This window comes from Nocardia barduliensis, from assembly GCF_013315795.1.
In the GTDB taxonomy this organism is placed as follows: domain Bacteria; phylum Actinomycetota; class Actinomycetes; order Mycobacteriales; family Mycobacteriaceae; genus Nocardia; species Nocardia barduliensis.
In genome coordinates this window covers 1-11,284 of record NZ_JABLTE010000167.1, presented here as the reverse complement: position 1 = coordinate 11,284, position 11,284 = coordinate 1, and the positions used below count along the sequence as shown (strand labels likewise).

Here is an 11,284-nt window from a genome sequence, read left to right as displayed (position 1 = left end):
CCCCACCACCGCCGCCATCTCGATCATGCCCCGATCCTCACCCGCCGCGTGCCTCGTCGTCTCGGTCCAGTTGACGGTTGCTGGTCGTCCGGGGGCGGAACTCCCCGAGGGCGGCGACGCATGTCTCAGCTCGGCGCCAATTCCAGATATGGCTTTCCGATCTCTCGCTGAACGGACTGGAAGCGGGAATCCGGCTCGAGGACGTCACCACTGAATACGCCTATGAAGAGTTCGGACCCCTGCTTCGTGCGAATCACTTGCGTCGGAGCGGAGCCGGTGACGAAGATGTAGAAGTTGTCGACGGGATAATCGAACTTGAAGCTGCCAAGGTTGGACCAGCAGTATCCAGGGGTTCCTGCAACGGAGTTCAGCCACTCTGTTGGAACGCCGGACAACGCCATGACAACGCGATCCCACTGACCAGCCCACCCCGCGGCTTCCGTCAGCATTCGTAGCGAATACGTGCCAGGTTGCGCGGCCCGGTCGCTGATGACGCGCTGCAACTCGTAGGTAGAGCCCAAAGGTTCAACCTGCGACGCCAGGTCGAAGGTTGCCGAGCACTGAGCATCAGCGGCACTACGGTCATCCGATGTCGAGCACGCTGTACCGGCCAGGAGGCACCCCGCCGCCACCATGATGTGAAGAAAAGCGCGCACGGGCTCACCGACCTGCCGGAAGGGGGATGTCAGCACGCTCGGGGTGCCCATTCTTATCTACTTCGACCTGGTTGCTCCATGCGACCTGGCCTGTCCGGTCGAGCACGATCGCGCCGCCATCTTGGATCCGTTGATAGATCAATCGCTGTAGCTCGTCCGGTGAGGCATTCGGATTGTCGAGGGCAATCTGTCGTCCAATCGAATTGTTGTGCAGGTCCATCGCTTCTCGTGTCGGGGGGTTCGCGCCGAGTCCCTCGTGCGCGGTGCCATAATTCTCGGTCCACTCCGCGCCGTACCGCTGGGTCATGAGCGCATTCCAGTACATGTGCCGGAAAGCATCACCATGGCCGTCGTTGAGCGCGTTCTCGTCCGGATTCGTATAGGTCTTTCGGGCGGCGTCCTCGGCTTGAGATTTGATCTCGAAGAAGTCGGTGATCTCACTGATTGCGTTGGTTCCTGGCCGGGCCATCCGTGATGAGAGGAGAGCTATCTCCTCAGGTGTCATCACGAGCGGTTGGAAATCGGGCCGGACGGCCCGGATGTGGTCGAGGACCAGGCCGGATGGCCACAACGTGGCCGGCGCACTCGACGGAGCGGTCTGGAATTTCGTGAGGACTTCGACGAGACTCGCGTCTCGAGGCATTTCAGTGGCTCCGCGCTGCGTTTCCGGTGAAAGATCTTCCAGTAACCGCTTGATCTTCTCCGCGCCTTCCAGGTCGGTTTGCTGGATAGCTGTCAGCGCGGCCAGACCTGGTCACGGTTCACGAATTCGGCTACGGCAGTGTCCGTGACATCGGCGAAGTCGACCAGTCGTTTCGCGTGGTAGTTCACCACGTCGTCCAGCGCCGCAGCGATCTGGTCGACAGAGTCCGCGACCTGGGAATCTTGCATGGTCCTGACGGCGAGGACGGTTCTCGCCAGCGGTGCCAGCTGTCGTATGGTGTCGGCGTGGCCGCGTACTATCCCCGCCATCTCGCGAGTCTTGTCCGGATCGAGTTCGAGTTCGCTCACCGCGCCCCCCGTCAATCGGTAGATGTGTAGCCATGCTACTGGCCCGGCCACGACACCGGCCGATGTGGGCGTGCGCGGATCCTCGTTGTCGTTCGGAGCAAATGCCAACCAGCACAACGACTCTGCCCCACCCGGGATTTTCGAGTGGTACGCGCTTAGGGGCGCCCGGAATAGCGTTCGCTATCCCTGCGGCCCCTACAGCAATCCGCGACGGCAGCGTCGTCGTCGGTTCGCTGCCTCCCTCGCGCCGTCGCGGTTGCTGGTCGTCGGGGAAGAGATCGTGACTTCCCGTTGTTACACCCGATCGCTGCCAGGTCCGCAGACTGCGGAGAAGGGGCCGGTAACCTGCGGGTTGTCGGAGGGGTCGGGGAGAATGGCGGGGAATCTATCGGAGGAGGGACTGTGAACGACGGTCCGCTGATCGTGCAGAGTGACAAAACGCTGCTGTTGGAGGTCGACCACGAGGCGGCCGACGCGGCGCGGCAGGCGATCGCGCCGTTCGCCGAATTGGAGCGGGCGCCGGAGCACGTGCACACCTATCGGGTGACGCCGCTGGCCCTGTGGAACGCGCGGGCGGCCGGGCACGATGCCGAGCAGGTGGTGGACGCGCTGGTCAGCTTCTCCCGGTACGCGGTGCCGCAGCCGTTGCTGGTGGACGTGGTGGACACCATGGCCCGCTACGGCAGGTTGCAGCTGGTCAAGCATCCCGCGCACGGCTTGACGCTGGTCAGCCTGGATCGCGCGGTGCTGGAGGAGGTGCTCCGGCACAAGAAGATCGCGCCCATGCTCGGCGCGCGCATCGATGACGACACGGTGGTGGTGCACCCGTCCGAGCGCGGCCGGATCAAGCAGATGCTGCTGAAGATCGGCTGGCCCGCCGAGGACCTCGCGGGTTACGTCGACGGCGAGGCGCACGCGATCGAACTCGACTACGCGACCGACGGCTGGCACCTGCGCGACTACCAGCAGATGGCCGCGGACTCGTTCTGGGCGGGCGGCTCCGGAGTGGTGGTGCTGCCCTGCGGCGCGGGCAAGACGATGGTCGGCGCCGCGGCGATGGCCAAGGCTCAGGCGACCACGCTGATCCTGGTCACCAACACGGTGGCGGGCAGGCAGTGGCGGCGCGAACTGCTCGCGCGCACCTCGCTCACCGAGGAGGAGATCGGCGAGTACTCCGGTGAGCGCAAGGAGATCCGCCCGGTCACCATCGCCACCTATCAGGTGATCACCCGCCGCACCAAGGGCGAGTACAAGCACCTGGAACTGTTCGACAGCCGCGACTGGGGACTGGTCATCTACGACGAGGTGCACCTGCTGCCCGCACCGGTCTTCCGGATGACCGCCGATCTGCAGTCCCGCCGCAGGCTCGGCCTGACCGCCACGCTGGTGCGCGAGGACGGGCGCGAGGGTGACGTGTTCTCGCTGATCGGCCCGAAGCGCTATGACGCCCCGTGGAAGGACATCGAGGCCCAGGGGTGGATCGCCCCCGCCGACTGCGTCGAGGTCCGGGTCACGCTGACCGACGCCGAACGGATGGCCTATGCCACCGCCGAGCCGGAGGAACGCTACAAACTGTGTTCCACCGCGCACACCAAAATCGCGGTGGTCGAGTCGATTCTGGCCCAGCACCCGGACGCGCCCACCCTGGTGATCGGCGCCTATCTGGACCAGTTGGACGAGCTCGGCGCCGAACTCGACGCCCCGGTGATCCAGGGTTCGACGAAGACCAAGGAGCGTGAGGAGCTGTTCGACGCGTTCCGGCGCGGCGAGATCCCGGTGCTCGTGGTGAGCAAGGTGGCGAACTTCTCCATCGATCTGCCGGAAGCGTCCGTGGCCGTGCAGGTTTCGGGTACCTTCGGCTCACGACAGGAGGAGGCGCAGCGCCTCGGCCGGCTGCTGCGGCCCAAACAGGACGGGGGCCAGGCCCATTTCTACTCCGTGGTCGCGCGCGACACCCTCGACGCCGAATACGCCGCGCATCGGCAGCGTTTTCTCGCCGAACAGGGGTATGCCTATCGCATCACGGACGCCGACGACTTGCTCGGCCCCGCCATCGGATAAGCGGAGGCGTTGCCTCCACAAACTGTGCTAGGAATGAGGGCGTGCGACGCTTCGAATTCGCGGTGGACCGCAGGCATGCCCACGCGGTCAACGAAGTCTTCGCCGACCTGCGCCGCCTGCGCCTCCTGGCGATCGCCGCCGCGGTCGTCGCCGCGGCCGGGACGGCGTTCCTGATCTGGCTGAACCACTCCTGGGCATATCTGCTCGCGGTCGCGTTCGCGCTCGGCGCGGTGACCGCGCTGTGGGTGGCCCTGTGGACGCCGCGCCATTCCAGCATCGACAAGCTCTACGCGGACGGTGAGCTGGTGCCCGCGGTGGTCTCGGAGGTGCGCCTCTCCGGTGTGGTGCTGCTCGCCTTGGTCGATGTGTCCACTCCTGGCACGGGCGATCCGCGCTACGCCTTGGTGACCAGGAAGGTCAGTACTCTTCCCGGCCACGAGGCCAAGCCGGGCGAGCGCGTGCCGTCGGTCGCGGTGCGCACCGACCGGGCGCCGCGACAGGTGGGTGAGCGCTGGCAATCGGTCAACGCCATGCCGATCGCCTGGGGCACCACCGACGAATCGGTCATCGCCCGCGCGCGCTCGGCGATCAGCGAGACCGAGTGGCGGCTGCTCACCGACAATCTCGCGCTCGCGGAGAAGGTGCGGAGCACCACCACGAAGCGACTGCTGCTCGATCCGCACCAGCTGCCCGGCGAACTGGGCACCTGAATCAGGCTGCGAACGCGGGAATTCCGGTTGCGCGGCCGCCTACACTCGAAAGATGGTTCCAGCGTCCAATCTGCTGGCATTCGTCGCCGCCGCGGTCGTCATCATCGTCGTGCCCGGTCCCGGCGTGCTGTTCACCGTCGGTCGCGCGCTCACCCTCGGCCGCCGCGCGGCGTTGCTCTCGGTGCTCGGGCACGCCGCGGGCGTCTACGCCGCCTTGGTCCTGGTCGCGATCGGTTTGGGCGCCTTGCTCACGGCGTCGGCCCTGGCGCTCACCGTGGTGAAGTTCGCGGGCGCGTTGTATCTGATGTATCTGGGCATCCAGGCTATTCGGCAGCGCTCGGCGTTGCGCGAGGCGCTGGGCGCCTCGATCGAGCCGACGCCGAACGCGCGGGTGCTGCGCCAGAGCGCGATCGTTGGGCTCACCAACCCCAAGGCGATCGTGTTCTTCTCCGCGGTGCTGCCGCATTTCGCCGAACCGGCGTCGGGCTCCCTGTCGTGGCAGTTCCTGCTGCTCGGCACCGTGTTCCTCGCCATCGCGCTGGTCTCCGACAGCGCGTGGGCGCTGCTGGCCGCCTCGGCGCGGTCCTGGTTCGCCAGGTCGCCGCGCAGGCTGGAAGCGGTCGGCGGCGCGGGCGGGGCGATGATCTTCGGTGTCGGCGCGTCGGTGGCGCTGACCGGCAGCGGCGACTGAAGCCGCTACCATCCAGCGAGGCCGGTGCGCCGGTATCGGCAGAGGCGGGGTGGAGAGGGGTGGTCGTTCGTATGAGGTTGTCCGGCCGGATGTGCGCCGCGGTGGCGTGCGTGTTCGTCGCGGTGCCGTGGTCACCCGCGAACGCCGACCCGCCCGCCGACCCGCTCGTCGGCGCGCCGGGCCTGGGCGATCCGTACTACCCGCTGGACGGCAACGGCGGCTACGACGTCCGCCACTACGACATCGGCATCGACTACGACCCGCCGAGCCGCCGCCTCGCGGGCAGCGCCACGATCGTCGCCACCGCCACCCAGGCTTTGCGCGTGTTCAATCTGGACTTCGCGGGACCGGAGGTGCGGATGGTGTCGGTGAACCACCTTCCCGCCGCCTTCGACCGCAACGGCGAGCACGAGCTGACGGTGACGCCGATGCTTCCCTTGCTGCCCGGGGTGCCGTTCACGGTCACCGTCGACTACGCGGGCCCCGCCGTGAACACCGAAGGCGAGGGGTGGACCTTCGCCCCCAGCGGCGGCGCCTTCGTCGCGGGCGAGCCGCACTCGGCGACCAGCTGGTACCCGCTCAACGACACTCCGCTGGACAAGGCCACGTTCACCCTGCACGCCATCGTTCCCGCGGAGTGGGAAGTGGTCTCCAACGGTGTGCGAACCCAGAACGAGGTGCGCGGCGACAAACGGGCGGTCCGCTGGGTCAATGCCAAGCCGGTGCTCGGCTACCTGACCACCGTCGCGATCGACAAGTTCGACTTCCTCGAGCAGCGCAGGGCCAATGGCACTCCGCTGATCAGCGCGTTCGCGCCGAACGCGGACGAAAGCCACCGCGAGCTCGAGCAGCGCCTGCCGGAGATCCTGGACTTCTCCGAACAGCTCTACGGCCCGTATCCGTTCGAGGCCGCGGGCGGTATCTACTTGGACGCCGACATCACGTTCTCGCTGGAAACCCAGACCCGCCCGATCTACGCGCCGCGGATCGATCTGCAGACGGTCGTGCACGAGATCGCGCACCAGTGGTGGGGCGACTGGGTGTCGGTGCGCAACTGGTCGGACATCTGCCTGAACGAGTGCTTCGCCAGCTACACCGCCGATTACCTGTGGCCGGAGCGCATCGAGGGCAAGGACGTCGACGACGACTACCGCCGAACCATCCGGAAATACCGCGAAAACCAGAAGTTCTGGGACATACCCTTGGAGAACCCCGGGGCGGGCAAAGAATTCACCTCCGTCTATTACCGCGGGCCGCTGTTCCTGCACGCGCTGCGCAAGCAGATCGGCGACGAGGTGTTCTTCGCTGCCGTCCGGGACTTCCTGGCCGCGCACGCCTACGGCAACGCATCGATGCCGGAGTTCCGTGCCTTCGTGCAGTCCAGAACTCCGGTGGAGCTGAACGGTTTCTTCCACGCGTGGCTGAACACCACCGCGCCGCCGCCGGAGGAGTACCTGTTTCCCGGCGCACTGCGCAGCTGAATCGTCAGTCGGTCTCGACGCGCTCCCGAGCCTTCGCCACTCTGCGTTCGGCCCGGTCCAGCTGGCGTTGCGCGGCGTGGAGGCCGTCCTTGGCCGACCGCTCGGCCGCCTTGCGGAATTGCCGCTGCTGTTCGGCGTGCTCGAGCTCCGCGCGCAGCGCGGCGAGGCGTTGCTCGATGCCGGACAGTCCGGCGGTCGCTTCCTCGAGTGCGGATTGTGCCGAGTCCTTTGCCGCGCGGGCGGATTCGAGCGCGTCCTGGGCCTCGGCCAGCTCGCGGCGCGCGCTGTCGTCCGGCTGTCGCCGCGACGCCGCTCGCTCGCGCCGGGCGGCCGGTTCGGGCACCGCGAGCAGGTTCGGTCCGCTCGGCCCGAAGCCTTCGTAGCTCGCCGCCGTGGCGAGAGTTCCCGCGCGCAGCCGCTCGGCCACCTCCGAGTCGACGAGTGCCGCCGTCAACGTCTGGCCGACCGCACGCACGGCGCCCTCGCCGACCGGATGCCCTTGCTCGGCGGCGAGCCGGCCCGCCTTCTCGGCGAGCGCGTTGACCAGCTGCTGCCGCTGCGCGGTGAGGCTGCGCAGCTGCTCGGCCGAGAGTTCGCGCTGCGCGGCGGCCAGGGCCGCGCCCAGCCGGAGCAGATCCGCCACGTCCTCGGGCGCCGCGCGGGCCAGCAGGTTCGCCGCCCACGCGGTCAGGGTGGGCTTGCGCAGTTTGCCGATGGCGACCGCGAGCTGCTTGTCGCCCGCCTGCCGGGCCGCGGCCGCCCGGTCCGTGCGGGCCTCGACGAACTCCGCAGGCGGCAGCCCGTACAGCTCGCGCGCGACGTCCTCGACGGTCATACCGACCAAGCGTAACGACCCGGTATCGGACGACGACACACACCGCATACCGGACATCCGTCCAGTCGGATGGAAATCGCGAAAGGCGTTGCTAGTGAATTACTCTGCGTTCCTGCTGCTCGGCCGTCTGCTCCCAAGCATCCTCGGTTACACCCTCATGGGGCTCTACGGCACGCACATGTAGCGCGCAGGCCCGCTCGGGGCCGGCCGGTTGGCTGATGCGGCCGCCTGGTCCTACGGGTATCCTCACCGCGTTCACGAGCCCGTGAACGTGTTCGGTGAGAGAGGTTTTCAGGTGAAGTTTCCAGGAGCGAGGCTGCTGGCACGAGTTGTGCTCGCCCTCGTCGCGGTGGCCGCGGTGGTGGTCACGGTGGCCGGCTGTTCGATGATCGAGGACGCGGGCAAGTCGGACACCGCCAAGGCCGAGGTCGGCGACTGCATCAACGTCATCGAGGGCTCGGCGGCCGATGCCAAGACCGAGCCGGTCGACTGCTCGTCGGACAAGGCCGTTTACAAGATCGCGCAGTCCTACGACAAGAAGACCGACTGCGCCGCGGACTACACCTCCTACGAGGAGACCCTGGGCGGCGGAACCACCGCGTTCCTGTGCCTTGCGCCGAACTTCAAGGAGGGTAGCTGCTACAACGAGAGCAGCGCGACCGGGTACAAGCACGTCGACTGCGCGTCCTCCGATGCCACCTTCAAGGTGCTGAAGCGGATCGACGGACAAGCCGACGAACTGCTGTGTGACGCGAACGCCGACGGCTTCCGGCTCATCGAAACCGATCCCAAGGTCACCTTCTGCACGGGCAAGCCGAAGGGCTGATCACTCCAGCAGGGCAACCGACGCGATCCGGTGCAGCGTGAAGTGCCGGACCGCGCCGGTGACCGGGTCGAGCGCGTCGAGCTGCCCGTTGCCCACCTTCAACGGTTCCACCACGCGCTGCGTGGCGACCCCTTGGGCGTCGACGTAGCCGATGTTCACCGACCGCCGCACTCGCGCCGCGAGCTGGAGCAGGGCGAGGGTCGCGGCGGTGTTGGTCCTGGTCCCGTCCGGACGCACCGCCTGACCGGAGCGGGCGCTGGCGGCACGTTCGCTCGCACGTAGCTCGGTGACGAGCAACTCGAGTTGTTCGGTGGACGGCGGTGTCGGGCGATACGGCTGTCGCGCGGCGGGCCGCACCGAGATCCGCGCGCCGCGCGGACGCAGATCCACGATCGCGCCGGCCGAATCCTCACCCGCTGGCGCGAAACCCGCCGCCCGCAATTGCTCGAGCAGTTCGCCCAGCGGCGCCTGGGCGATGGCGACGGTCGGCGCGATGGACCGCAGCGCCAGCGCGCTCGCCACCGGTGCGGCGAGCACCTGAGCGAGCAGCGCCGGATCGTCGCTGCGGATGAACGACTGCGCCATGCCCGCGCGCAACTGGCCGTGCCGCCGGGCCACGTCATCGATCAGATAGGTCAATGCCTGCGGGATCGGCGTCCGGGAATGCTTGGCGAACAAAGCGTGCAGTTCGGCCGCCGTCAACCCGGCGTCGAGGGCGCGCCGCACCGAGGACTCGCCGATCCGGTACACCGTCGCGGCACCCGCGGACTCCACGTCGGCGACCAGGGCGACGCGGTGCCCCAGGTCGGTGGTCAGCGGCCCCGGCGCGATCACCGTCAGGTCCGCCTGCACCAGCACATGATCCACCGGCTCCGGCAGCGCCGCCTCCATCTCCGCCTCGGCGTCGGCGACGCTGGTCGGCGCCGCGTGCAGCAGCGCCCGCGCCGCCGAGCCGAGCGCGCCCCGGCCGACGAAGCCCAGCGCCGCCGCTTCGGCCAGGGTCTGCTCGACGACCTCAGGACGAAAGTTCCTGCGCCTGCGCGGCTGCCGCCAAGCCAGCACCCGGCCGATGTCCGCCGGGTCCAGCGCCGTACCGGACGGATATTCCGCGAGCAGGCCCAGGATGGCGTGGCGATCGCGAGGCGCGTTCGGGGTGCGCAGTTCCAGCGACAGCGCGGCCAGCGGCTTGTCGTTGGCGTCGCGCATGCCGATCATCCACGGCGTGCGGTCCACTTCGAGCCAGGTCAGGCCGAGCGCGGCCCAGCGCCGCGCGGGCGGAGACTCCAGCCAGGCGTCCACCAGCGGCGTGGGCGCCCAGAAATCGTCGGTCGAGTCGAACTCCGGCGCCGGGTCCGGCAAACCCTTCTCGATCAATTTCGCGGCGGCCAGCAGTTCGACCAGCAAACCCGCCCGCGGCTCGTCGACCCCGGCCTGCTTGGCGATGCGGCGCAGCTCCCGCACACCGAGGCCGCCCGCGCGCAGGGCGGGAGCGGGCGCCTGGCCGAGCACGTCGAGCACGGCGGCACAGTGCCGCAGCAGCTCGCCGACCTCGCCAGCGGCGACCGCGTTCACCTCGGCGGGCGCGCATTTGGCGGCTTCCGGTCGCGGCGGCGTCAACGCGTGCGGGTGGGTGACCGGTTCCCGACGCAGCACTTGGCCGACTGTGACCGGGAGTTCGACGGTCTCGTCATCGATCCAGTGCAGCAGCCGGCGCGCCAGCAGCCGCTGGATCGGTCGATCCGGGGGAGTGCCCGGTGCGGCGTCTCTCGTGCGTCCGCGCGGGCCCGTCGCCGCCAGTTTGTCCAGCAGGGCGCGTTCGGCGGGCTCGAGTTCGGTGAGCGCCGCGACGACCTCTGGTTCGGTGAGCGCGTCGGGGAGTTCGGTCGCGGTGCCGATCGGCCAGGGCAGCGCTTCGGCGGCCGCCGGAATAAGGTGCAATCGCTGCTCGGCGTCGAACCAGACCAGCGCGCGAGCCGTCAGCCGCTCCAGCGCGTCATCGATCGCGTCGGCCGCCACCCGTTCGCTCAGGTGCACGTGCAGTTCGGCACGGTCGAGCGGAGCGCTGTCGGGCCGCGTCACCCCGTGCACCGCAAGGGTTTCCAGCAGGGCGAATTCCAGGGTGTTCAAGTCCTCCGTGGCGCGCAGCACCGACGCGCGCTGTTCGGTGCGGGCGGCGAGCACGGCCATCGAGGAGGGCAGCGGCACCGCCAGGTCGGGCCGAAGCTGCAGCAGCGTCACGAGCTGGGCATCACTGCGGGCACCGAGCCATCCGGCGAGGGAGTCGGTCACGGTCATCCCATCCACCCTACGACGCCGGGCCCGGTCGATCGGAGCCTGTCACGCAACACCTGAGGTCGGAGGCACCTGGATAACTCACCGGGTACGCCCGAAGGGTGCGCGGCAACCGGCGCGGGACCTGAACGCAAATCCGGTGTCACCTGACCGGTACGGCCTGAATACTCGGAGGGGCGGCACCGCTAGCATGGGGCCGTGGTGAACAAATCGAAGAAATCCTATGTCGACAACGGCTGGCCGAAGGTGGAAGACGGCGACCACGCGGTCACCGAGCTTTCCTCGGCCCGCTCCGGTGGTCTCTCGCCCTACGGCGAGGACACCGAGTTTCCGGTCCCCGCCGAGCAGTTGCCCTACATGCACCCGAACACGGTGATCAACCGCTGAGCGCGCGACCGGAACGTTCTCGGCAACGAAGAAGGGCCCCGCATCCACAGTGATGCGGGGCCCTTCTTGAAGCTGAGCGGCGATCAGGAGGGCAGCAGGCCCTTGTTCGCCTCGTAGAAGTTCACGATCGCGGGGTCGAGGGTGACTCCGCTGGACTTGGCGGCGTTGAAGAAGTCGAGAGCTTCCTTCGGCACCTGCACGCCCTGGCTCTGCACGACCTCGAGGGCGCGGTCCACGGCGGAGAAGATCTGCTGGGTGTCCGGCGCGGCCTGGGCGGCCTGCGGCGCGGGGTTCCAGCGGGGGGTTTCGTCGGTGGCGGGCGCGGAGCGCGGGG

The 11,284-nt window shown here is 68.4% G+C and carries 11 protein-coding genes and 1 pseudogene; 6 read left to right on the top strand and 6 right to left on the bottom strand.

Features of this window, described 5'->3' with window-relative positions:
* Positions 1 to 125: 125 nt before the first annotated feature.
* From HOV91_RS36625 to HOV91_RS36615, 3 genes are all read right to left on the bottom strand, one after another.
* Positions 126 to 692: a hypothetical protein gene (locus HOV91_RS36625; RefSeq protein ID WP_174189786.1), complete on the bottom strand. Its 567-nt coding sequence runs from the start codon at positions 690 to 692 to the stop codon at positions 126 to 128.
* Positions 661 to 1,299 (bottom strand): DUF6973 domain-containing protein, encoded by a 639-nt coding sequence (locus tag HOV91_RS36620; protein ID WP_174189785.1) that lies wholly within the window; start codon positions 1,297 to 1,299, stop codon positions 661 to 663. Before HOV91_RS36620 ends, HOV91_RS36625 begins: the two co-directional genes overlap by 32 nt.
* 92 nt (positions 1,300 to 1,391) lie before the next feature.
* The gene (locus HOV91_RS36615) at positions 1,392 to 1,667 is read right to left on the bottom strand and encodes a hypothetical protein (RefSeq protein ID WP_174189784.1); all 276 of its coding nucleotides are present in this window, start codon (positions 1,665 to 1,667) and stop codon (positions 1,392 to 1,394) included.
* Between the two features lie 402 nt (positions 1,668 to 2,069).
* On the opposite strand from HOV91_RS36615, the gene HOV91_RS36610 reads away from it, so the two are divergent.
* From HOV91_RS36610 to HOV91_RS36595, 4 genes are read left to right on the top strand one after another with little or no spacing between them, the layout of a single operon-like run.
* Positions 2,070 to 3,728: a DNA repair helicase XPB gene (locus HOV91_RS36610; RefSeq protein ID WP_174189783.1), complete on the top strand. Its 1,659-nt coding sequence runs from the start codon at positions 2,070 to 2,072 to the stop codon at positions 3,726 to 3,728.
* A gap of 41 nt (positions 3,729 to 3,769) precedes the next feature.
* The gene (locus HOV91_RS36605; RefSeq protein ID WP_174189782.1) at positions 3,770 to 4,438 is read left to right on the top strand and encodes a DUF3239 domain-containing protein; all 669 of its coding nucleotides are present in this window, start codon (positions 3,770 to 3,772) and stop codon (positions 4,436 to 4,438) included.
* Between the two features lie 52 nt (positions 4,439 to 4,490).
* The gene (locus HOV91_RS36600; protein ID WP_174189781.1) at positions 4,491 to 5,129 is read left to right on the top strand and encodes a LysE family translocator; all 639 of its coding nucleotides are present in this window, start codon (positions 4,491 to 4,493) and stop codon (positions 5,127 to 5,129) included.
* Positions 5,130 to 5,188: 59 nt separating this feature from the next.
* Complete coding sequence (locus HOV91_RS36595; protein ID WP_312884922.1) at positions 5,189 to 6,610, top strand: M1 family metallopeptidase; 1,422 nt, start codon at positions 5,189 to 5,191, stop codon at positions 6,608 to 6,610.
* A 4-nt stretch (positions 6,611 to 6,614) separates the two neighbouring features.
* Here the strand turns inward: HOV91_RS36595 and HOV91_RS36590 are convergent, their stop codons facing one another.
* Positions 6,615 to 7,445, bottom strand: coding sequence for a hypothetical protein (locus HOV91_RS36590; RefSeq protein WP_174189780.1), 831 nt, complete (start codon positions 7,443 to 7,445; stop codon positions 6,615 to 6,617).
* 295 nt (positions 7,446 to 7,740) lie between these two features.
* Here HOV91_RS36590 and HOV91_RS36585 point away from each other — a divergent pair, with 295 nt between their 5' ends.
* The gene (locus HOV91_RS36585; RefSeq protein WP_174189779.1) at positions 7,741 to 8,271 is read left to right on the top strand and encodes an LppU/SCO3897 family protein; all 531 of its coding nucleotides are present in this window, start codon (positions 7,741 to 7,743) and stop codon (positions 8,269 to 8,271) included.
* Here the strand turns inward: HOV91_RS36585 and HOV91_RS36580 are convergent, their stop codons facing one another.
* Entirely contained in the window at positions 8,272 to 10,566 is a 2,295-nt protein-coding gene (locus HOV91_RS36580; protein WP_174189778.1) for a helicase-associated domain-containing protein, read from the bottom strand.
* A 195-nt stretch (positions 10,567 to 10,761) separates the two neighbouring features.
* On the opposite strand from HOV91_RS36580, the gene HOV91_RS36575 reads away from it, so the two are divergent.
* Entirely contained in the window at positions 10,762 to 10,950 is a 189-nt protein-coding gene (locus HOV91_RS36575; protein WP_043686720.1) for a hypothetical protein, read from the top strand.
* Between the two features lie 83 nt (positions 10,951 to 11,033).
* Here HOV91_RS36575 and HOV91_RS36570 read toward each other — a convergent pair.
* Positions 11,034 to 11,284 (bottom strand): annotated as a pseudogene (locus HOV91_RS36570) (resuscitation-promoting factor); the annotation flags it as partial.

What these genes read in the sequence shown, in the direction of transcription:
- HOV91_RS36590 (WP_174189780.1), bottom strand. Translation starts at nt 7,445, where the DNA reads ATGACCGTCGAGGACGTCGCGCGCGAGCTGTACGGGCTGCCGCCTGCG.
- HOV91_RS36600 (WP_174189781.1), top strand. Translation starts at nt 4,491, where the DNA reads ATGGTTCCAGCGTCCAATCTGCTGGCATTCGTCGCCGCCGCGGTCGTC.
- HOV91_RS36620 (WP_174189785.1), bottom strand. Translation starts at nt 1,299, where the DNA reads ATGCCTCGAGACGCGAGTCTCGTCGAAGTCCTCACGAAATTCCAGACC.
- HOV91_RS36580 (WP_174189778.1), bottom strand. Translation starts at nt 10,566, where the DNA reads ATGACCGTGACCGACTCCCTCGCCGGATGGCTCGGTGCCCGCAGTGAT.